This window comes from Pseudoalteromonas piratica, assembly GCF_000788395.1.
In the GTDB taxonomy this organism is placed as follows: domain Bacteria; phylum Pseudomonadota; class Gammaproteobacteria; order Enterobacterales; family Alteromonadaceae; genus Pseudoalteromonas; species Pseudoalteromonas piratica.
In genome coordinates, this window is record NZ_CP009889.1 from 601,135 (window position 1) to 623,397 (window position 22,263).

A 22,263-nucleotide genomic window follows, 5' to 3' on the forward strand; every position below is an offset into this window, starting at 1 on the left:
AGTTCATTTACTTAGGATTAAGCGGGTCTAACGTTGCAGGTTTTTTGCTACTAAGCGCGGTCAAGCGTAAACGTAACTGTTTAAATTCATCAACTAATTGGCTATCTGATTTTTCAAAATAGATTGCTTGTTCTAAATTGCTTTGTAGCTGTTTGGCGTTTTGCCACAACAGGTGGTTTTCGCAAAGTGTTGCCTGCCAATGGGCTTGCCATTTGAGATAAAGTAAAAGCGCGTGTTTGTGGTCGTGTGTGAGCGCTTGTTTGCATTGATAGTAAAGATACCATTCTGACGTGGTAAAGCGATGTTTAATCTGACTTAGTAGATTAACAAAGCCTTCTCTGAAAATTAGTAAGCCTACTAAGCAAATACTTATAAATACTATTATTATCCAGGTTTGCTGTGTTGAACGGGACGCTTTTTCAACATTTAATCGGGTTATCTCACTTTTGATTGTTTTAACAGTATCACTGCTTGGTTGATAATAGTTCAGCGAAATACCTGTTAGATTGATGTTACCGTCTTCTAATAATAAAACGCTTTGGCTTTGAGTTACTGTGCTTATAAGTGCGCTACTTCTTGCATCTTGACGATCGTCAACCTTGAGATTTGGTGAGTAAGCTTTAAATTGTGTCGTAGACATTTCACTAAGTAATTCGGGAATGAAGATACCAGAGGTTCCGCTAATGTCTAATGTCACTATACGCTCTAACACGCTCCCTCTTATGAGTGGATCAGGTGCGTTTATTTGTTCGTTCAGCGTAATGTTTTCGGCAATAATTAATGGTGAAAGACTTTTAGCCTTCAGTGGGATAGTGGCACTAAACGTGACAGTTTGCGCTGCAATAGTATGTTTAATTGTGTTTTGATGCTCTCCCATAAAATGAACATCGATAGGCGGGATTGTGATCGTAAACTGTCCATCTTTCATTGGTATAACATTAAATTCTTTGATCACCCCAGACCAAGTTTTACCTTTGATTTGCTTTGAGTAAGCAAAGGCACTTTTTTCGCTATTTAAGCTAATTAAATTAACATCTTCTACTTCGTTAAAATAAAGTGGCTTGGTTAACCATGTCGGTACCAATATAGTGACCTTTATTTGGTTAAGTTGCCCAACATAAACACTTTTATTTGAGACTGTAACTGAGACGTCTGGTGTTTGGGCAATGCAGTTGAAGACACTTAGCAACAGGCAGACAACACATAAGACCCTCATTGCTCTGCTCCTTGTGACTTTGCTAATTCGTTAGCAAATTTTGTTGCAAGAAATTCGGCCATATCCGCATTTACGGTGCGCATCCATTGCTCTTTTGCATCTTGAGACAGTGTGCCGCTAACATGATAATCAACAAAATCTCCCTCAGTTGGATTAGCAAGCGTTGTTGGCTCATCATCAATCGCGATATTTTGTTCCAAATCTTCGTTGCCTGATTGAGCGATTACAATTTCATAGGCATGTTTGGCTATGGCCAAGTTATGCTTCGCTTCGGCCATTTCGGGGCTGAGCTTGAGCACTTGTTGAAAAGCGTCAATGGCAAGTTGATATTGTTTGCCTTTTAAAAGGGCTGTTGCCCGATTATAAAAACCGTCCACAGTGCCTAATGTGGCATAAATTTCGGCGGCTTTTAAATACTGTCCGTTTTCGTAGAGTGCTTTTGCTTGCCAGTTTGCGTCACTGAAGAGAACCACTGCTTTTTCATATTGGTATTGTTTAAACGCAATGGCCCCTTGTTGGTCGGCAGTTAAAAACCAATCTTGCGGTTTTGCAGTAAGCGGTTCACTGAAGGTAAAACTGCACAGGCAAACAACGAGTATCAAATTATTTGTTGATGATATTGCAGAGTGATTAACAGGGGATGTCCAACCTTTTCTGAACCACAATAAAGCGAGCAGCAGCACAACGATGGCCACATGCCATGCCATATCTTGATATTCGGTTGCTTCTTCACGTTCAAAACGCTTGCGTGTTGTGCGTGCAATTTGATTTATTTTAAAAATATCTTGGTTAGTTAAGGTTGCAGTAACGGGTGTAATCATTTCAGGTGTGTTACTTGCAGTAGGCGACAGAGCCGAAATTTCAGGTTCGCCCCGTTGATTAGTTCTTAAACTACCTTGCTCATCAGTGATAACACCACCGTTAATCGTTGCAAATTGCCACCAAATAAAGGGGATTTGCGATTTATTCAGGGCGGCTAACTGCGCCTTGGAAATTGTATCTGCGATCACTAAAATACTACCACCTTCAATGCTTACTTCTTGGTGTGCAAGGGCAACAGCATTGGCTAAATCATCGTTATAAAGGTTTTGATTATTTGGCATAACATTAGGGCTTAACGCATCAATGAATGGCAGAAAAACTTGGCTATCTTTAGTCAGCGGTAGCACACGATGACTACTGTTTGCATAGGCGATTAAACTGTGTTTTGCGGTGCTTCTGAAATTAAGCAGATCACTTAATTTTAATTTGGCATAGCTTAATCGAGTAGGTGAAAAATCGTTCGCACGCATTGATTGGCTCAGTTTTACTAAAATTGCAATCGGTGGACCCTTGTCTAACGATTGTTCAACTGGCCGCCAAGCCGGACCTGCACACGCAATACACAAAAAAACACCGAGTAATAAAGTAAAATCAATCGGTTTGATTTTATTCATAAGTGACTGTTTTGGTGTGAGCGCTGCTTTTAAATGGTGTGCGATGACCTCGTCGGATTGTGACGTTTGATACGCTTTTTTTCTAATAATCAATGCCAACAAGACAATAATAGGCAGTGCCAGTAAAAAATAAGGCCGTATAAAATGAAAGCTTAACAGTGCATCAAACATATGCTTTCCTTATCGTAATCACGCTTTTTAACAAGGCTATTAAATACACTAAAAGGGCAATTGCCAGCGGAATATGGACAATACTTGTCTGTTTTCGTGCTTGTGGTTGTTTACTTTTTACAGCAGCTACTTTATCGATTTCTTGATAAACGTTTTGTAAGGTATCTTGATTCGTCGCGCGATAAAATTCGCCATCAGTAATGTTTGCAATTTCAGCTAAGGTATCAAAATCGACCTTATATTGACCCTCACCGTTTTCATTACCAATGCCTATGGTAAAAATTTTTAATCCATCACTTTTAGCAATATGAGCCGCATTTAAGGGTGACATGCGTGAGCCAGTATCAGCGCCATCGGTTAACAATATCAGTGTTTTTTCTGTTACCTGAGATTCTTCAAATAATTTAAGCGCTAAACCAATTGCATCACCAATCGCAGTATGTGGGCCGGCCATTGCAACACTTGCATCACGCAGCACACGTTCTGCCATTTTCAAATCTTGTGTAAAAGGAACTTGTAGATAGGCACGTGTGCCAAACACAATCAGGCCAATGCGATCATTTTCACGTGCGTTAATAAATTCAGATACCACATTGGTGACAGCATCAAGGCGATTGATTATATCGCCATTGCTACTCTCAAAATCTTGCTCCGCCATTGAGCCTGACAGATCAATTGCGAGCATAATGTCACGCGTTATCACATCTTGGTGTTTAACAGCGCCCAATTTGATTGGGTGCGCAATTGCGATAACACAGCAAAACCAGATGAGTGTCGCAAAGACAAGGTCAACCTTAGGCTTAGCATGGACTTGACTGCCATTTGCTACAGGCGCTTCACTGGCTTTTGCTGCCAGCTCAAAAAAAGGAATGCGATAGGCGAGCGCTTTTTGTTTAAATTCAGGTAGGGCAAAATAAACCAACAAAGGCAGCGGTAATAACAGCAAAAGCCAAGGATGAAGAAGGGTGATCATTGTGTCACCTCGTAATGCGTTAACCAATGAATCGCAGATTGTTTAAGAGCGCTTATTTCTTCTTGGCTGTAACTATAAAAGCTTTTAAATAAACCGGGCTGACCTGCCTGTTGATTTAGAAAGCTAGCCCACTCATCACCAGTTAACGGCGCGATATGTTCGCGAGAAAAATCATAGAGTGCACAGCGCTTTAATATCGTGCTTATATCTATTGCCGTTGCATTATCATCTAATTTATTGATAAGCGAAATTGCTTGAAATCGATGTTGCCTAGCAAGATAAAGCCGTTTTTTTTGCCATTTTCTTATTAGTAGCATTAAACAAAGAATAATAACCAAAAAAAGCCAACCGTATGTCTGCGGTAACCAAGAGACTGGTTCTGGGTCTGTCACCGGCTTAACTAAGTCCATTAGTTGGTAGAGTTCAAGCTTGCTTAAATCTTCCATAACACCTCTAAGTACCTAAAGCAGCTTTTAGTTGTTCAAAAGTATCCTCGCTTGCGCAAAACGGGATAACCGTTAAGTTAGATTCGCTTTGCCAACCTTTAATTTGTTCAACGCGTTTTGTAAATGTACTAATTAGTTCTCGATGGACTTTTTTATTATGCGTATTGAGCTGCATTTGAGATATCCCGTCGCTTACATTAATGCTGACGTTTTTCGGCAAGGTTTGCGTTAGGCTATCAGTAATAAGGCATAAAATAACTGTGTTATGGCGAGCCATTTGTGCCAGATACTGATGTGTTTGATCGTCGACTTCTGAGAAGTCACTGATCACAAAAATTAATTGATCGTGCGACACCAATCTATTTGCCGCTTTAAGAGGCTGGTTTAGGTGCATTGCGGGGTTTTTGTTTATTTGATCTGCATGTAACAGGCAATTGAAGGCACTGATTTGCTTTATAAAATACTCAAGGGAGGCGGGCTGTTTAGAAGGTTTAAAATTTGCCACAGTGTGATCGTTAAATAGCACCCCACCAATACGGTCGCCTTGTGCAAACAAACTATAAGCAATTAAGCTTGCTATTTCGCTGGCAGTAACGGATTTCATGTTATGTACCGAACCAAAAAACATACTGAGTCGCTGATCAACAATCAGGATAGCTGCTTTGTCTTTTTCTTCGGTATAAACTCGAATATGGGGTTTACCTGTTCGTGCTGTTACACGCCAATCAATTGTGCGTATATCATCACCTGCACGATAATCTCGTAGTTCTTCAAAGCTCAAGCCACGTCCGCGAATACGAGAAGCGTGACGACCAGATAATATACTTTTAGCTTGTTGTCGTCCTAAAAAACGAATGCTTTTAGCTTTACCTTGCAACTGCTTTAGATGAGCAAAACTTGTATGGATCCGTGGGTCAAGAGAAGCCATTTAGTGTTCAATACCTTAAGGCAGTGCGACAAGGGAAATAATACGGTCAATAATGTCATCAGCTCTCAGGCCAAGCCCCTGAGCCTGATAGCTCAGCGTAATACGATGTCTTAAAACATCATGGGCAATGGTTCTGATATCTTCAGGCAACACATGTTCACGCCCTTGTAACCAAGCGTATGAACGTGCGCATTTATCAAGTGAAATTGAGGCCCGTGGAGATGCCCCGATGTCAATCCAGCTTGCGAGTTCATCGTCATAACGATTTGGGGTGCGAGTTGCATAAACCAGATCAGCCATATAGCGCGCCATTTCAGGGATCACTTTAATGTTGGCTATCTCTTGACGGGCACTAAAGATGACGTCTTGTGCAATTTTAATAGGTTGAGTGTTATGTTGTTTTTGTGAAGTGTCAGAAAGCATTTGCTCCTCTTGGCGCACTAACTCAATAACTGAAACTTCATCTTCAACCGCTGGATAATCAATCATTACATGCATTAAAAAACGATCCATTTGAGCTTCAGGTAATGGGTATGTGCCTTCTTGTTCAACGGGGTTTTGCGTGGCAAGTACCATAAAAAGAGGCGCCATCTTGTGAGTGGTACCGGCTACCGTGATTTGTTTTTCTTCCATGGCTTCAAGTAGTGCTGATTGTACTTTTGCAGGTGCGCGATTGATTTCATCAGCAAGGACAATATTGGCAAAGAGCGGCCCTTTATCAAACTTAAATTCTCCGCCTGTTGGGGTTTGATAAAACACTTCTGAACCTGTGATATCGGAAGGAAGCAGGTCGGGTGTAAATTGGATTCGACTGAAATGACCATCAATGTGTTTTGACAAGGCTTTGATTGCGCGGGTTTTGGCAAGTCCGGGCAGGCCTTCAATCAATAAGTTACCTGCTGCCAGTAAACCGATTATCAAACGCTCAACCACTTTTTCCTGGCCGATAATATTATTCGAAATAGCCGTTGTTAACTCGTTAATTTGAGTACGCGTTTGCATCTTCAACTCCTTGTCACTTTTGCATAAAACTACTGTGCTATAAATATATTCAATTTGCTACTGTTTTTTAAAACGAGTACGCACATATTCACAGTGACAAAATGCATTTAAATATTTATTACATAGTAATATTTTAACAATTGCGTTACATTGGATTTAGGGGCAGTTTAAATTTTAAATTTCACCTGTGATTACAATAGCTATTTTATGTAGCGGGTTAAGTGGTCGACACTACATGCTAAGGAATGCAGGTTTTTATATGATAACTTGAGGAGAAAGCAGTGTTGCCATTTAAAGCAATTAGTCGGCGTTTAATTATTGGCGCGACAATAGCACTATCATCTATTGGTGTTCAAGCAGCTGAAAAACCAAACTTCCTGGTGATTTGGGGTGATGATATTGGGGTACACAATATCAGCAAATACAATCACGGCATTATGGGTTATCAAACCCCAAACATTGACCGAATTGCAAATGAAGGTGCAATGTTTACTGATTCTTACGCGCAACAATCTTGTACTGCGGGGCGCGCATCTTTTGTATTAGGCCAACATCCTTTTAGAACAGGTTTATTGACGATTGGTATGCCAGGTTCTGATCATGGTATTCCTGACTGGGCACCTACGATTGCCGACCTCTTAAAAGACAAAGGGTATGTCTCTGGTCAATTTGGCAAAAACCACCTTGGTGACCAAGACAAGCATTTGCCCACGGCACATGGCTTCGATGAGTTTTTTGGTAACCTCTACCACTTAAATGCAGAAGAAGAGCCAGAAGGTTATTACTACCCAAAAGATCCTGAGTTTCGTAAAAAGTATGGGCCGCGAGGCGTTTTAAAATCGACTGCTGATGGCAAAATTGAAGACACAGGTCCACTCACTAAAAAACGAATGGAAACCGCAGATGATGAGTTCCTCGCTGCAGGTATAGATTTTATGGAGCGTGCTGTAAAACAGAAAAAGCCGTTCTTTATCTGGATGAATACATCCCGCATGCACGTTTGGACACATTTAAAAGAAGAGTCAGTGGGTGTGACAGGCAAAGGCTTGTATCCAGATGGCATGGTTGAGCATGATAAAGCGGTGGGTGTATTACTCGATAAATTAGATGAGCTAAAAATTGCAGATAATACAGTCGTTGTTTACTCAACAGATAATGGCGCAGAAACGATTTCTTGGCCTGATGGTGGTACAACGCCATTTCATGGTGAAAAAGGCACAACATGGGAAGGCGGATTTCGCATTCCGAAGTTAGTTCGTTGGCCTGGGGTCATCAAACCAAATACCATTTATAACGATATTATTTCCCACGAAGACTGGATGCCAACCTTTTTAGCAGCAGCAGGCGAGCCGAATCTTGTTGAGAAATTAAAGAAAGGTTATCGCGCAAACGGTAAAAAGTGGCAGGTGCACTTAGATGGCTACAACTTCCTACCTTATTTCAAAGGTGAAATGAAAGAAGGTCCTCGTGACTCAATTTACTACTTCGGTGCAACCGGTGAGTTAAACGCGGTGCGTTGGAACGATTGGAAAATTCATTTTGCGACCTTGCAAGGCGGTATTAACACCGCTGTGCGTGAAACACCGGCATGGCCACTCATTATTAACCTTCGCGAGGACCCATATCAAAAAGGGGCACTAGAATCTGAAATGTATCTCAAGTGGTACGCTGAAAATACCATGTGGTTATTCGTGCCAGTTCAACAAAAAGTCATGGGGTTCTTGTCGACCATTCCTGACTATCCTTTCCAGCCGGGCGCGAGTTTAAGTGCAGGTAATATAAGCTATCAAACATTTGCAGTACAGGACGCCATGAAACGTTTGAAAATGCTTGAGGCAATGGCACCGCGTAATTAATTTTGAGTGAGCAGCACCCCCCTGAAGTGCTGCTTTATTTTACAAACATAGGAAATGTTATGAAAAAAATAACAAAACACTTAAAGCAGTGCTTGGTTGCTTTGTCGTTATTGACGATAGCCGTTGCATCTCATGCTGCAGATAAACCCAATATTGTAGTGGTTTGGGGTGATGATATTGGCCAATCGAATATTAGTGCGTATACCCGTGGTTTGGTGGGATATACCACGCCAAATATTGATCGTATCGCCAATGAAGGAATGATTTTTACAGATTATTATGGTGAGCAAAGTTGTACTGCTGGCCGCTCATCTTTTATCACAGGTCAATCTGTGTTTCGTACAGGTTTATCTAAAGTCGGTTTACCAGGTGCTGAGCTTGGCCTTCGTAAAGAAGACCCAACGATTGCAACATTATTAAAATCGAAGGGGTATGCTACTGGGCAATTTGGTAAAAACCACTTAGGTGATCGTGACGAACACTTGCCAACAGCGCATGGTTTTGATGAGTTTTTTGGCAACCTTTATCACCTTAATGCTGAAGAAGAACCAGAAAATGTTGATTACCCAAAAGATCCGGCATTTCGTAAAAAATTTGGTCCACGTGGTGTAATCAAATCTTCAGCTGACGGCAAAATAGAAGATACTGGACCGCTCACTAAAAAACGCATGGAAACAATTGATGACGAAGCAACTGCTGCGGCAATTGACTTTATGCAACGTCAGGTGAAGAAGAAAAAGCCATTCTTTATGTGGTGGAATGCTACGCGAATGCATTTCCGTACGCACATTAAACCAGAAAGTAAAGGTATTTCAGGCCAGAACTTTTATGGTGATGGCATGGTGGAACACGATAACCATGTCGGCCAAATTTTGGATGAAATTGATAAGTTAGGCATCAAAGACAATACCATCGTATTTTATTCGACCGATAATGGTCCTCACTTAAATACATGGCCTGATGCTGCAGCAACGCCATTCCGCGGCGAGAAAAACACAAACTGGGAAGGCGGTTGGCGAGTGCCGGCAATGGTACGTTGGCCGGGTAAAATTAAGCCTGGTTCTGTATCCAATGAAATTATGCATCATATGGATTGGATGCCAACTTTATTAGCTGCTGCAGGCGATTCTAAGGTTAAGAAAGATCTGTTAAAAGGTAAGCGTGTTGGTAGCATGAACTATAAAGTGCACTTAGATGGTTACAATTTCTTACCACACCTTATGGGTAAGCAAAAGGAAGGCCCGCGTAAGGAGATTTTTTATTTTTCAGATGATGGTGATCTAACGGCATTACGTTACGAAGATTGGAAGTTCATATTTATGGAACAAAGAGAGGTTGGCACATTGAATATTTGGGCTGAACCGTTTGTGCCATTACGTGTGCCACGTATTCTTAATTTACGTCGCGATCCATATGAAATTGCGCCAATCACCTCAAATACGTATTATGATTGGATGATAGATAGGGTATATATGTTGGTACCGGTTCAGGCGTATGTTGGCAAATTCCTAGCAACTTTCAAAGAATACCCGCCAAGACAAAAAGCTGCGAGCTTTAGCCTAGATCAGGTGATGGAAAAGTTACAAACGCCAGTTAATAACTAATTATTTCATTGTTTTATAAAAGCCCTCTACGTGTTAGAGGGCTTTTTACGTGTTGTTAAAACAATGTTTGAAATAAGATCATTTATTTCTTTTGAAGATGGTATTTATGTTTTAAACTGTAAATGAAGCACCAGCAGTGAAAGCTCGCGTGTTTCTTTTTATTAATCCGAATGGATTCATGGGGCTAGGATTTAATATTTGTTTCATAAAGTCTTTTCATTTTTACTTATCTTACTCATCACGTGTAGTGTTAATGCTGCAGAATACAGCCGTTATCTTCAAAATTATTCTGTTGAAGATGGTCTATCCCAAAGTTATGTGAACCAAACTGTTCAAGATGATTTAGGCTACTTATGGATAGCAACTGACTATGGCTTAAATCGCTTTGATGGTTATGAGTTCGAGAAAATAACAGGCCCAGATAATGTCTTTGCAAATGATGGCATCATTGGAATACATAAGCTCTCAAACGGCCAGCTGATTATTAGCACTTATTATACGGGAGCGTATTTCTTAGATCCTATTACCCTAGATGCAACACGCTTTTATGATGGCAAATTGATTGAAACAAAAGATGAGCTGCTAAGCGTTGAAGATGCTCTTGAAGAGGGAAACCGACTATGGCTTGCCATTGGTAGGCATTTAGTACTTTATGACAAAGAAAGCAGAAACTTTAGCGTTGTGTTTTCGCTCGGTGATAGCGCTGATCTTATTCGCACCTTATTTCATAAAGATGATTATATCTATTTTGGAACCTCAAAAGGATTGTATGTTTATCACATAGAAACTGGCGGTGCAGGGCTTACCAGTCATAAACCTTCCTCTTTAAAAGATACCCAAGATAATAATAATGTTAAATACCTTGCTTGGGATCACCGATTAGGGCTATTGGTGGGCACGGTTGAAGGGTTATATGCTATTAAGCCAAACGAATTGGTTGTTAAACCTCGTATGTTAATTCCAGACCTTAATATTTGGGGAGTGGTCCGTAACTCAAACGCTTTTTATATTGGATCGGAAAAGGGTTTATATCGTTTTGATCCAATTACCTTCGACTTAAGTTTATTAGCACAGTTTTCTAAGCGTCATCCTTTGGTAAGTAATGACGCGATAAAACACATCTTTCAAGATGATAGTGGTTTGTTATGGTTGGCATCAGAATCAAAAGGGGTGTACTACTGGCACCCCGATTTACAAAAATTTTCTAGTTTTAGTAAGGCATCAGGGGTCGACTTATCCAATTCTGCGGTAAACGATTTTATTGAAATTGAACCGGGTATATTGTGGATTGCGACAGAAAACGGTTTAACAAAGCTGGATACTGAAAGTAAAAGCACGTCACACTTTTTCACTGAGAATGATGTCAAAAATAAATGGGGCAGCCATTTTATTTCAAATATTTTCGACGCTGGTGACGGGAAAATTTGGCTACTACACACCCAAGGCCTAACACTATTTGATACAGTCAATGAAGTGGTTGTGCCTTCAAATTTATCACAAGAAGTCAACGAAGAGTTCAGTCAATTATTCCCTTATGGTATTCATGCCATTGATAATGAAAAGTTTATTTTTGTTAGCCACAAAGGACACTTTTTACTCGACACGCAGAAAAATCAAATTAAGTCATTGTCAAACTTGGACAAACAGTTCGATACCGATTTATCGGTGGGGTTTAAAAAAAGTTTTATTGATGATTCAGGCGTGTTGTTTAGTGTTGGTGGCGAAATTTATCACTACAACTACCAAGAGGATACTTATCACTTAATCCATCAACTCGAAAACTATCAGGTGCATGATTTTAAGTTTGCATCTGACTGGGTACGTGACGCTGACGGTATTATATGGATAGCTTACAATGGCCATGGCATTTTAGCGCTAGACGAAAAATTGCAAGTGCATAAAGAAATTACCTTTGCTGATGGGCTATCTGACAACAGACTTTTTAGTATCACCCAAAGTGGCAACGATGCTATTTGGATTAGTTCGCAAAGTGGTTTAATGAAATACGACAAATCACTTGATACGATAAACGAATATACCCATGAACAAGGCTTAATTAGTGATGAACTTTATAATTCACCGCATAAATTAAAAGATGGACGCATCGCGTTTACTTCGCCTGCGGGTATTGTGCTGTTCAATGCTAACGATCTTGAGAAAAGCGGAAAAGATAAACCTGTAAAGCTACTGGACTTAGAAGTAAAGTCCCGTGAAGAGCGTACTACGATTGCTAATATGGCAAAGCAGACCTTTACTCTAGAGCATGATGATTTTGGATTAAAATTTCATTTTTCCAATTTTGATTTTGCCAATCAAAAACAAATCAAATATCGAGTAGAGCTTGAAGGACCCAGTCCTGTTCTGTATGAAAACTATACCAAGAATAATATTGAATTTACGCGCCTCTTACCCGGCAAATATACCTTTAAAGTTGCTGCTTACTCGCTAAAAACCGGTTTAACTGGTCGAACCGAAAGTTACCAATTTATTGTTAAACACAATCCTTGGACATCACCTTGGGCGATTGGCGGCTATTTATTGATTTTGTTGATTGGTTTTGCTGGCGTGTATTCGAGACGAGTAAAACAACAGCACATATTGCAAAAATTACACGATGATTCCTTGGCTGCAAAAGAACGTGCAAGATTAGCACTTGAAGCCAGTAATAGTGGCGTTTGGGTATACAACACGCAAAACAACCATTTGTATCAAGAGCGCATAACCTCTGACTTGGGCTATGGTAGTGAGGTTGAGAGCAGTTTACATGACCACATGATGTTAATTCATCCTGAAGATAGAAAACGCCTCGATGCGGAGTGGCGCTTATTTTCCACGGGTAAAACAAAACTTTGGGATGTGAGTTATCGCATGCGTGCGAAATCAGGTGACTGGGTTTGGTATCGTGATATGGGTAAACGCTCAAAAGAAAATAATAGCGATGGCAGCCCTGTTTATACCGGTACTTATACCAATATAAACGAAACAAAAAATAAAGCGATGGAAGCGCGATTATACGGTGAAGCCCTTCGTAAAATGAACGAGTGGCTCATTATTCTCGATAGCCAATTTCAACTTGTTGCATCCAATGAAGCGTTTAATAAACGTTTTTCACAAAATGGGCAAGATGCTAATCAGGCAACGCTTTTAGCTTTGTTCGATGAAAATAAGCAAGCTGAGTACCGTGAGCAGTTAGCAAAACTTAAACCAGGACAACACCTTCGTCGTGAAGAAGTTTGGGTATTTGATGATGAGCGCATTGATGTACTGCTATCAATTTCAACCATTGGTGATGAAAGCATTACCAACTACGTGGTGGTTGTAACGGATCTCACCCAACAAAAACAGGTTGAGCAAAAGCTTACTCAAATGGCTAATTTTGACCATTTAACTCAGTTGGCTAATCGAAGTTTAATTAACGATCGTATCGAGCAAGCTGTTTTACATGCAAAAAATAAAGTAGTTGCGGTGCTGTTTATTGACCTTGATCGTTTTAAACAAGTGAATGATTCCCTTGGCCATAGCATCGGCGATAGATTGCTTGTGCAAGTGGCAAATCGTATGACAAAGGTAGTGGGAGAGCAGCACAGTGTAGGCCGTCAAAGTGGTGATGAGTTTATTATTTTATTTGAAGATGTTGTGTCGCCCGAAGAAGTGAGCCAATATGCAAATGAGCTTAATAAACAATTAGAAAAACCTTACACCATTGATGGCAATACCATTAACATTAGTTCGTCTATTGGTATTTCATTTTATCCCTTTGATGCGGAAAGTACCGAAGAGCTTATCCAAAACGCAGATATTGCGATGATCCACGCTAAAAATAGTGGCCGTAACTGTTACCGTTTTTATACTGATCAACTTAATAAAGAAGCACGGAATCGCGTGCTACTTGAAAATGATTTAGTGAATGCCGTAAAACAAAATAAACTTACTAACTTTTATCAACCGATTATTAATACCCAGTCTCAAAAAACGGTGGGTGTTGAACTGCTACTTCGTTGGTTTAACAATGAGGAAATGATCTCTCCAGGAGTGTTTATTCCACTTGCAGAGCAAATAGGGCAAATTGTTAGGATCACGGAACTGGCTCTTGAAAAAGCAACACTAGAATTAAAAGACTGGTTGTTAATTGACAGTAATCGTTATTTATCAATTAATTTGTCAGCATTACATATTGGCCAACCTAATCTTGTAAAAAGTTTTTTGGATATTTTGGCGAGCACAGGTGTTTCGCCAAATCAAATTCGCCTAGAAATCACCGAAGGTATTTTGATTGATGATACAGCCAATGCCCTTGAACAGTTGCAGCGTTTAAAAGATGCAGGTTTTAAACTGTACTTAGATGATTTTGGTACTGGCTATTCATCGCTTACTTATATCAATCAATTCCCAATTGATGTAATCAAGATTGATCAGAGTTTTATTCGTCAAATGCTTTCCAGTAAAACGAATCAGGCAATTGTTCAAACTATTGCTGTGCTTGCTAAAAATCTAGGCACTTACTGTATTGCGGAAGGTGTTGAAGAGCTAACGCAAGTCACCGTATTAAAACGATTAGGTTGTCACAACTTGCAAGGGTTTTACTTTGCCAAGCCTGTGCCGGCAAATATCTTTCTGAGTGAAGACTTTCAATCGACTTTATCGAGAAAAATAAACGCGTGTAAAAACGCATAAAAAAGGGGCTTTTCAGCCCCTTAAACACGAAGGGAGTGTTAATTTAGGGTTTCAGTGATTACGGTATCAATCACATGAATTACACCATTTGTAGTGTAAATATCGGTTGTCACAACGTTTGCGCCTTGCACTTGAAGAGCAACTTGAGGTAGTGATACTTTCCACCAAACATTGTTAACTGCATCACCTTTTGTTTCACCAGGTGCCATATCCTGAGCATAGAAGTATAAAGGGCGACCCATAAATGCGGCTTGCTTGGTACCATCAGCACGTGTAATAACGCTTAAACCTTGAATATTATCAACCATCTCATCATTAACCATTACTGGCGGCCATGCATCTGCACATGCATCAACACACGTACTGCTAGCTTGACCAAGGTCATTATCGAACACATATAGTGTGTAACCTGCTTTGGCAGAACCATTACCCCCGACTAGCATTTGACCTGCAGCATCATAAGCAACTTCATCTGACGCAGAATTAGTTGATTCGGTATAATTAATTAAATCCACTGATACATCATTGTTTGCAAGAGTGTCTACTGCTTTACCATTTGCTGCATACGCAGAAACAGAATCTATCTCAGCAGCCACAACATGTTGCAATAACACATTTGTTAAAGCCGTATTGTCGGCAAGTAATGCTGATAACGCATCGTCTGGGATTTTATCAAACGCAGCATTAGTTGGTGCGAATACCGTGTAAGACTTAGTTTCATCAGCTAGCGCATCGACTAAATTTGCAGCTTGTAGCGCGGTCACTAGGGTTGAAAAGTCAGGATTGGATACGGCAACCTCAACGATGTTCTGAGTCGGTTCGCCTTTCATTGATGGTGGTAAAATGACTTGGTCAACCACATGAATTACGCCATTACTTGCTTCAACATTGGCAGCGGATACTTTAGACGCATTTATGTACAAATCAGATCCTGAAAGTGATAAAGCAGTCATTTGGGTGTTAGCCATAGTCACTTTATTATTTTCACTATTCGCAACAGCTACTGCGCCATCAGACATTACTTTTGCATCAGCAATAACATGATAAAGTAACACATTTTTAAGTGCTTCAGTGTCGGCAAGTAAAGCGTTTAACGTACTTTCTGGGATTTGTGCGAAAGCCGCATCCGTTGGAGCGAAAACGGTGAAAGTTGCTGACTCATCAGCTAGTACATCTGCGAGCCCTGCGGCTGCGGCAGCAATCAGTAGTGTGTTAAATGAACCAGCTTGTGATGCTACTTCAACGATGTTACCAACAGGCTCTGGCACAGTTACGTCACCGACAATAACAGCATCAATTACGTGAATAATCCCGTTAGTCGTGTAAATGTCTTTAGTTACAATTTTAGCACCACCGATCATCAGTGAATCAGTTTCTGAGTTGATTGATACCGGTAATTTTGCGCCCGATACTGTTTCAGCTTCCATACCGTTTAGGGTAAATGCAGTAACCGAGTCAACTTCACCCATCACAACATGTTGCAATAGAATACTGCTTAACACGTCGGTATTAGCAAGTAACGTATTAATGGTTTCTTCACCAAGCATTGCAAAAGCATCGTCAGTTGGTGCAAATACCGTATACATTTTCGACTCATCAGCGAGCACTGCATCTAAATTTGTTGCTTGTAAGGCAGCAACAAGCGTATTAAACGTACCTGCTGCAACAGCGGTCTCAACAATATTTGTCGTTGGCATGCCTTTGTCTGTTGGCGGCATTAGCACAGCATCAATAACGTGAATTATGCCGTTGTCGGCCATAATGTCGGTAGCAGTAACGGTCACTGTGTTTACAAGTAGATTGTCACCACTTAACGACAAACCAACAGAATCGCCATTAACCATTTCAACTTTTGAACCTGCACTTGAAATAGCTGTTGCTGCATCAACTTTGCTGCCGATTACATGGTAGGTTAGGATGTCGGATAAGGTATCAGTATCAGCTAGTAATGCTTCTAATGTGCCCTCGGGTAATAAATCAAATGCGGCATCTGTTGGGGCAAATACCGTGAAGTTGCCATCAGCGTTTGCCAATGTTTCATCTAGGCCAGTCGCTTGAAGCGCGGCAACTAAGGTAGTAAAGCTGCCATTGCTTACTGCAACATCAACAACCGTTGTTGCTGTTGGTTCAGGTATCATTGGCACTTCGACTTTTTCGTTATTGTCATCGTCATTACAGCCTGCTACTAAGAGCATTGATGACACCATAAGTGTAATTTTTAATAAGTTTCTCACCGTTCTATCCTTCTGATATTTAAGTGGCGAGAATTTGTACGCAATAAAAATTTATCTAGATCAAACAATTTTTTAATTACTCTTTAACACCTTATTAAAACCGCATAAATTAACCAATGTACAAAATAGATATGTAATCTTTTTTGTATTATTTCAGTTTGTTACTAAAATTTAATAGGGTTCTCCAGAACGCAAAGTTTTTAATTGCAAGGAACGCGACATGCATAAGAATTTAGTTAAGATTGCGGTTGTAGATGACAGCAAAACCATGCTGCTTACGCTTAAAGCGATGCTCAATGGTCTAGGTTACACCAATGTTGAAACCTTCACCTCTGCGCGCTTGGCTTTTGGGATTGTTGAACGAGATATCAACGCGTTTCATTGTATTTTAACAGACTTAAATATGCCTGAATTTGACGGTATGGCATTTATTCGAAAACTGGGTGAAGTAGGGTATCCTGGTGGTGTGGCAATTGTTTCTGAAATGGACGAGAGAGTGATTGCTTTAGCGGCAGATTTAGCGAAAGCGCACCATGTTAGATTAATAGGCAATCTCTCTAAGCCGGTAAGTATTAAACAAATTGAAATGGTACTAGATAGATTGAGTACGCTTAATGTTGTAAAGCAACATGCGCTGCAGTATTTGTCTGAACAAGAGTTGATTGATGCCATTGAAAACCAGCAAGTAGAGCCTTATTACCAACCCAAAATTAATAGTTTAACCAACCGAGTCGAAAGTTTAGAAATACTGGCACGTATTGTTAAACCTGGCCATATTGATGCCATTTTGCCGCAGCATTTTTTACCCACGGCAGTCTCGTTGGGTATTGAAAATATTATTACTTTTCAATTGGTTGAAAAGGCTGCGAGGCATTACTCAGAACTTAAAGTGCTGTTTGAACACGATTTTAAACTCGCCATCAATTTATCACCTAAACAAATGCAAGATTACTTTTGTGCACAACAGATGGCGACAATCTTATGTGTTAATGGGCTGCAACCAAATCAGTTTATTATTGAAGTAACAGAAGAATACGCCCTAAGAACACCTGAACAACTAGAAACGCTTAATCGTTTACGCATGAATGGTTATGGTGTGGCACTGGATGATTTTGGCACCGGCTTCACAAATCTAAATCAGCTTAGAACATTGCCTTTTACTGAAATTAAAATTGATCGCAGTTTTATTTCAAGCATTCGGGATGATAAGTTTTCACAGGTCATTGTTAAATCCCTAATTGATGTCACTAAAGAGCAAAAAGTTGAGTTAGTAGCTGAAGGGGTTGAAGATATAGAAGATTTAGAATACCTAAAACAAAGTGAAATAGGCATTTTACTGCAGGGCTTTTTCATCTGTCGGCCAAAACCAATTAAAGAAGTGATCCGCTGGTATTCTAAGTGGAAGCAAATGACTGATAAATCTTTTAGCTAATTAACACTTGTCTTTAAATCAAGTTTAAGCCAAAGTAGTAACACTTACCTTAATGGAGTCGACGCTAACATGAACAACTAATTCCCGATAAACACACATTATGTTTTTATTTTCGGGATTAGTGGGCGTTACTTCGTCGATATTCTATCTATACAATTTTCAATGTTTTCTAAACATATTATCTTCGGCTAATAGCGCCATAACGCTTGTCCCATTTACTGTTGTAAAGGGAGGCAGTTATGCCACATATAATTATTTCAAATCTTACCAAGCATCTAGGCAACAAAACGTTATTTAATAATATTAATTTGAGGCTCAAAACCGGTATTTATGGGTTAGTGGGTCGAAATGGTACGGGTAAATCCACTTTTTTACGGGCATTAGTCGACCATGAACTGACCAGTGAAAGCATAAAAGTATCTGGTAAGTGTCAATTTTTTTCACAACTGCTAGCTATCCCTAAGGTCACAGTAGCAGAGTATTTAGGCGTTGATAAACAGCTAAAAGCGTTTGCTCGCATTGAAGCGGGTTCAACAAAGGTATCTGATTTTGAACTGTTGCAAGAACAATGGCATTTACCTCACGAAATTAATCAATTATTAAAAGATTTAGGGTTACCACAAAACCCCTTTATGAGGTGTGTGGATTTAAGTGGTGGACAATTAACTCGCTTAAAGCTGCATGTGTTATTAACTGATGAACAGTCAATTTTACTGCTAGATGAGCCCTCTAATCATTTGGATGCTATGGCAAAGCGATGGCTAATCAATAGGGTGAAAGCGTTTAGGGGAATAGTGCTAATCGCAAGTCATGATCAACCATTACTCGATTGTGCCGATCACATCTTGCATTTTAATAACCACACCATCACACCTTATGCGATGAATTATGAGCGGTTTCAAGATGTGTTTGCACAGCAACAAGCTGCTTTAGCGACAAAAATAGAGAATCAAAAAGCCGAACACAAAAAGGTGCAAAAAGTAGTTCAACAAAGCTTGGAACGCGCAGCACAGCGCGCTGCTAAAGGAAAGAAAATACGTGCCAAAGGCAGCCAACCTAAAATGCTGTTGGACGCCAAAAAAAATGCTGCGGATAAAACTAAAAGCAGACTGGCTGCTATGCAAGACAATCGATTGAAAAACATTAAAGAAACGCTGTCCAATCTTGAGAATCAACAAAGTGTTACAAAGGCACAGCATATTTATCTTAATTCATCAGAATTAAATAAAGATTATACGTTACTAACGGTGAAAGACTGGCAGTGCAAATATGTTAACGGGCCTTGTGTTTCGTTCACAGTAAAGCAGATGAGTCGAATTTGGTTAAAAGGTAGCAACGGCACGGGCAAATCAACATTATTAAATGCACTTAGGGCGTCACGGTCTGATTCACCAAATGTTACCTATAAAAATTGTGAAATTACTTATCTCGATCAGCATTACAGTTGGCTAGATAACTTCAGCTCGAGTTTAGATGCATTAATGACAATCTCAGATAGCTTGAGTCTTCAACAAGCACGAACCTTACTTGCTGGAATTGGTTTTAAAGGCGATACAGTATTTACAAATACATCCTACTTGAGCGGTGGTGAGAGAATGAAGGTGGCAATGTTGTGTACAAGCTATGCCAAAAGCAATGCACTTTTGCTGCTTGATGAACCCGATAACCACTTAGATTTAGATTCAAAAGTCCAACTTGCTAACGCTTTATCACAATATAAAGGTGCCTTTATCCTTGTCAGTCATGATAGTGATTTTGTTAATGCAGTGGATATCAATACGGTTGTGGATATAAATTTAATTGAGCCTATTGTAGTAACTAAATAAAGGTGTAGAGTCAATATTGTGGCTATTACATTCTATTGTCGTTAAGTGATATTTTGGCTGTATTCAGCGCGTTCTTGGCTGTGCTTATTGCAATAGAAATTTTTATTAATATTGTTATGTACCTAAGGGATGACGTAATTCATATCAATTTAGTTATTGCCACTACGTTAATGGCAATCGCTCGTAAGGTTATTTTATTGGACTTTTCAAAATTAGCCCCTGAATACATCTGGATCACGGCAGGTTTAGTGTTAGCATTAGGCTTAACTTACTGGCTAGTTGCAGTGAAAGAAAAGGAAAGGAAAAAAGTGAACTCAGAGCAATGATGACATCCCATTTGGTTAAGGCTTCAATTGAAAGAGGTTTAAATTGCTTAAATTAAGAGACCTTGCTTTGCAGGATAAAGACGCATTGGTCAATTATTTGAATGATGTGTCAGTTACACAGTTTTTATCCAGTAATATTCCGACAACTTACACCCTTGATGATGCTATTTGGTTTATTACAAAAGGCAGCAATAACAATGCAATAGTTAAAGCAATAGAGCATAAAGGCGTAATCTGTGGCGTCATTGGTGTGTATTTAAAAGAAGGTGAATATGCACATTGTGCCGAAATTGGATATTGGTTAGGCAAGCAATTTTGGCAACAGGGCATTGCAACGGACGCGGTTATGTTATTTGTGAAGCAGGTATTTAATAGCACTGAGATTATTCGCATTTATAACCCTGTAACAGAGGCAAATTATGCGTCAATTCGTGTTATGGAAAAAGCGGGCTTTGTTTTGGAAGGGATTTTAAAGCAGTCTGTTAAACATAAAGGACAGTATTTTGACGAACATCTTTATGCCATAACAAAATAGTCAGTAGAAAGTAGGTGATAGCAATTTATCACCTACTTAATTTGGCTATGCTTTGCCGTTTTCAGCAAATTTTAAAAGGGTGTCACCACTCATACGATAACCAATCCATTCATGTTGTGGCTCAGCCCCCAATGACTCATAAAACTCACGTGAAGGTGTATTCCAATCTAAGCAACTCCATTCAAAGCGGCCACAGCCTTTTTCAACAGCTATTTGAGCTAAATGTTGTAACAGCGCGATGCCTGCACCTTTTCCGCGGTGTTCTGGTGATACATATAAATCTTCCAGATAAAGACCAGGTTTGGCAAGCCAAGTCGAATAGTTGTAAAAGAATACTGAAAAACCAATAGCTTGGCCGTCTAATTCACAGATTAAACCATAAACTCCCGAGTGCTCAGCAAACATAGATTGTTTTATTGTTTCAGGCGTTGCGAGTACTTCGTGCTCAGCCTTCTCATATATTGCGAGTTCTTTAATAAAATACAAAATAGTATCAATGTCGTTTAGGGTTGCTGGGCGAATTGTTAAGCTCATTGAAACCTCATCGTTTAAAAGTTTTTGCTAGTTTATGATTAACTCATTAATGAAGCCAGTGCATAATAATCATAAATATATGAAATTTGATCATATCTTATGGATATAAAACAGTTTGATCTTAATTTACTTACTTTATTTCATAAACTTTACATAACGGGCTCGGTTAGCCAAGCCGCAGATGAAATGTGTATCAGTCAGTCTGCATTTAGTCACGCTTTAGCACGTTTAAGAAAAAGTCTGAACGACCCGCTTTTTATTCGTGAAAACAATTATATGAAGCCCACTGAGCGCGCGCATTTATTAGCCCTCTATACTGAGAAAGCGCTACCGCTTATTGAACAAGGTCTCAGCAGTGTTACGCCATTTGAACCGTCAACCAGCGAAAAAACGTTTCGTATTGCTGCAACTGACTTTTCAGAATTTTGTTTACTACCTAAATTAACAAAGCACTTAGCAACCGTTGCACCTAAGGTAAGATTACAAGTCCTACCTGCAAGTCCATTGCCTGTTAAACAACAATTATCTCACGGTGATTTGGATTTTGTACTTGGTTTTCAACATCAAGATAGTGCAATGGAAGGCGTTAGGCACTTAACTTGGTTAAGTGATGAGTATGTAACGTTAGCGTGTAAACATAATACAAAAGTTCAGCATCAAATTACGCTGGAACAGTTTTTAGCACATAAGCATATTTTGATTGCGCCTTGGGGTGAAAATACTGGTGTGGTTGACCATGCACTAGCTAGCTTAGACTTGACTCGTGAAATTGGTTGTCAGCAAGCAAGTGTGTTGGTTGCACCCTATCTATTACCCAACAGCGAATATGTACTCACCATGCCTAAACGCATAGCAAGCTTAGTAGCTGATAAGTTGCAATTACAAGTGCTTAAGCCACCAATTCATATTCCAAACTACCATTTACAATTGTATTGGCATTTATCGAAATCAAATAATGCAGCAATTAACTGGTTTGTTGGTGAAGTTGAAAAGTTATTTCTTGAATCGTGATGGAATAGCAATTCACTTAAGTAGCTGATCATCCAAGCGAACTAAATATTTTGCTAGCA

Annotated in this window: 16 protein-coding genes; 8 read left to right on the forward strand and 8 right to left on the reverse strand. The window is 39.7% G+C overall.

Translation table 11 applies throughout. The annotated features are described in order from the left end of the window. Positions 1 to 7: 7 nt before the first annotated feature. From OM33_RS17430 to OM33_RS17455, 6 genes are read right to left on the reverse strand one after another with little or no spacing between them, the layout of a single operon-like run. The gene (locus OM33_RS17430; RefSeq protein ID WP_040135470.1) at positions 8 to 1,216 is read right to left on the reverse strand and encodes a BatD family protein; all 1,209 of its coding nucleotides are present in this window, start codon (positions 1,214 to 1,216) and stop codon (positions 8 to 10) included. Continuing rightward, positions 1,213 to 2,823 (reverse strand): vWA domain-containing protein, encoded by a 1,611-nt coding sequence (locus OM33_RS17435; RefSeq protein ID WP_040135472.1) that lies wholly within the window; start codon positions 2,821 to 2,823, stop codon positions 1,213 to 1,215. Before OM33_RS17435 ends, OM33_RS17430 begins: the two co-directional genes overlap by 4 nt. After that, positions 2,816 to 3,796: a VWA domain-containing protein gene (locus OM33_RS17440; protein WP_040135474.1), complete on the reverse strand. Its 981-nt coding sequence runs from the start codon at positions 3,794 to 3,796 to the stop codon at positions 2,816 to 2,818. The genes OM33_RS17435 and OM33_RS17440 overlap by 8 nt, the downstream gene beginning before the upstream one ends. Then, positions 3,793 to 4,242, reverse strand: coding sequence for a DUF4381 domain-containing protein (locus OM33_RS17445; RefSeq protein WP_040135476.1), 450 nt, complete (start codon positions 4,240 to 4,242; stop codon positions 3,793 to 3,795). Before OM33_RS17445 ends, OM33_RS17440 begins: the two co-directional genes overlap by 4 nt. Before the next feature lie 7 nt (positions 4,243 to 4,249). Next, entirely contained in the window at positions 4,250 to 5,170 is a 921-nt protein-coding gene (locus OM33_RS17450; protein WP_040135478.1) for a DUF58 domain-containing protein, read from the reverse strand. 15 nt (positions 5,171 to 5,185) lie between these two features. Then, the gene (locus tag OM33_RS17455) at positions 5,186 to 6,172 is read right to left on the reverse strand and encodes an AAA family ATPase (RefSeq protein WP_040135480.1); all 987 of its coding nucleotides are present in this window, start codon (positions 6,170 to 6,172) and stop codon (positions 5,186 to 5,188) included. Between the two features lie 281 nt (positions 6,173 to 6,453). Here OM33_RS17455 and OM33_RS17460 point away from each other — a divergent pair, with 281 nt between their 5' ends. The 3 genes from OM33_RS17460 (at position 6,454) to OM33_RS17470 (ending at position 14,306) form a co-directional block, all read left to right on the forward strand. Next, entirely contained in the window at positions 6,454 to 8,028 is a 1,575-nt protein-coding gene (locus tag OM33_RS17460; RefSeq protein ID WP_081991200.1) for an arylsulfatase, read from the forward strand. Between the two features lie 59 nt (positions 8,029 to 8,087). Beyond that, the gene (locus tag OM33_RS17465) at positions 8,088 to 9,632 is read left to right on the forward strand and encodes an arylsulfatase (protein ID WP_040135482.1); all 1,545 of its coding nucleotides are present in this window, start codon (positions 8,088 to 8,090) and stop codon (positions 9,630 to 9,632) included. Between the two features lie 198 nt (positions 9,633 to 9,830). Then, positions 9,831 to 14,306 (forward strand): EAL domain-containing protein, encoded by a 4,476-nt coding sequence (locus OM33_RS17470; RefSeq protein WP_040135484.1) that lies wholly within the window; start codon positions 9,831 to 9,833, stop codon positions 14,304 to 14,306. Between the two features lie 38 nt (positions 14,307 to 14,344). Here OM33_RS17470 and OM33_RS17475 read toward each other — a convergent pair whose 3' ends face one another. Further along, positions 14,345 to 16,540 (reverse strand): fasciclin domain-containing protein, encoded by a 2,196-nt coding sequence (locus tag OM33_RS17475; RefSeq protein ID WP_199922623.1) that lies wholly within the window; start codon positions 16,538 to 16,540, stop codon positions 14,345 to 14,347. A gap of 220 nt (positions 16,541 to 16,760) precedes the next feature. On the opposite strand from OM33_RS17475, the gene OM33_RS17480 reads away from it, so the two are divergent. From OM33_RS17480 to OM33_RS17495, 4 genes are all read left to right on the forward strand, one after another. Further along, on the forward strand, positions 16,761 to 17,972 hold the full coding sequence (locus OM33_RS17480; RefSeq protein ID WP_040135486.1) for an EAL domain-containing response regulator: 1,212 nt from the start codon (positions 16,761 to 16,763) through the stop codon (positions 17,970 to 17,972). A 239-nt stretch (positions 17,973 to 18,211) separates the two neighbouring features. Then, positions 18,212 to 19,798 carry an ATP-binding cassette domain-containing protein gene (locus OM33_RS17485; RefSeq protein WP_052141138.1) on the forward strand — a complete coding sequence of 529 codons (1,587 nt, stop codon included), beginning with the start codon at positions 18,212 to 18,214 and terminating at the stop codon, positions 19,796 to 19,798. A 35-nt stretch (positions 19,799 to 19,833) separates the two neighbouring features. Next, the gene (locus OM33_RS17490) at positions 19,834 to 20,124 is read left to right on the forward strand and encodes a phosphate-starvation-inducible PsiE family protein (protein ID WP_407681055.1); all 291 of its coding nucleotides are present in this window, start codon (positions 19,834 to 19,836) and stop codon (positions 20,122 to 20,124) included. 43 nt (positions 20,125 to 20,167) lie between these two features. After that, a complete protein-coding gene (locus tag OM33_RS17495) occupies positions 20,168 to 20,659 on the forward strand; it encodes a GNAT family N-acetyltransferase (RefSeq protein WP_040135488.1) in 492 nt (163 codons plus the stop codon). A 45-nt stretch (positions 20,660 to 20,704) separates the two neighbouring features. On the opposite strand, the gene OM33_RS17500 is transcribed toward OM33_RS17495, so the two are convergent. Continuing rightward, on the reverse strand, positions 20,705 to 21,193 hold the full coding sequence (locus OM33_RS17500; protein WP_040135490.1) for a GNAT family N-acetyltransferase: 489 nt from the start codon (positions 21,191 to 21,193) through the stop codon (positions 20,705 to 20,707). A 99-nt stretch (positions 21,194 to 21,292) separates the two neighbouring features. Between OM33_RS17500 and OM33_RS17505 the strand changes: the two genes are divergently transcribed. Then, positions 21,293 to 22,204, forward strand: coding sequence for a LysR family transcriptional regulator (locus OM33_RS17505; RefSeq protein ID WP_040135492.1), 912 nt, complete (start codon positions 21,293 to 21,295; stop codon positions 22,202 to 22,204). Positions 22,205 to 22,263: the final 59 nt, after the last annotated feature.

What these genes read in the sequence shown, in the direction of transcription:
- OM33_RS17445 (WP_040135476.1), bottom strand. Translation starts at nt 4,242, where the DNA reads ATGGAAGATTTAAGCAAGCTTGAACTCTACCAACTAATGGACTTAGTT.
- OM33_RS17435 (WP_040135472.1), bottom strand. Translation starts at nt 2,823, where the DNA reads ATGTTTGATGCACTGTTAAGCTTTCATTTTATACGGCCTTATTTTTTA.
- OM33_RS17430 (WP_040135470.1), bottom strand. Translation starts at nt 1,216, where the DNA reads ATGAGGGTCTTATGTGTTGTCTGCCTGTTGCTAAGTGTCTTCAACTGC.
- OM33_RS17440 (WP_040135474.1), bottom strand. Translation starts at nt 3,796, where the DNA reads ATGATCACCCTTCTTCATCCTTGGCTTTTGCTGTTATTACCGCTGCCT.
- OM33_RS17500 (WP_040135490.1), bottom strand. Translation starts at nt 21,193, where the DNA reads ATGAGCTTAACAATTCGCCCAGCAACCCTAAACGACATTGATACTATT.
- OM33_RS17480 (WP_040135486.1), top strand. Translation starts at nt 16,761, where the DNA reads ATGCATAAGAATTTAGTTAAGATTGCGGTTGTAGATGACAGCAAAACC.
- OM33_RS17505 (WP_040135492.1), top strand. Translation starts at nt 21,293, where the DNA reads ATGGATATAAAACAGTTTGATCTTAATTTACTTACTTTATTTCATAAA.
- OM33_RS17450 (WP_040135478.1), bottom strand. Translation starts at nt 5,170, where the DNA reads ATGGCTTCTCTTGACCCACGGATCCATACAAGTTTTGCTCATCTAAAG.
- OM33_RS17465 (WP_040135482.1), top strand. Translation starts at nt 8,088, where the DNA reads ATGAAAAAAATAACAAAACACTTAAAGCAGTGCTTGGTTGCTTTGTCG.
- OM33_RS17455 (WP_040135480.1), bottom strand. Translation starts at nt 6,172, where the DNA reads ATGCAAACGCGTACTCAAATTAACGAGTTAACAACGGCTATTTCGAAT.
- OM33_RS17485 (WP_052141138.1), top strand. Translation starts at nt 18,212, where the DNA reads ATGCCACATATAATTATTTCAAATCTTACCAAGCATCTAGGCAACAAA.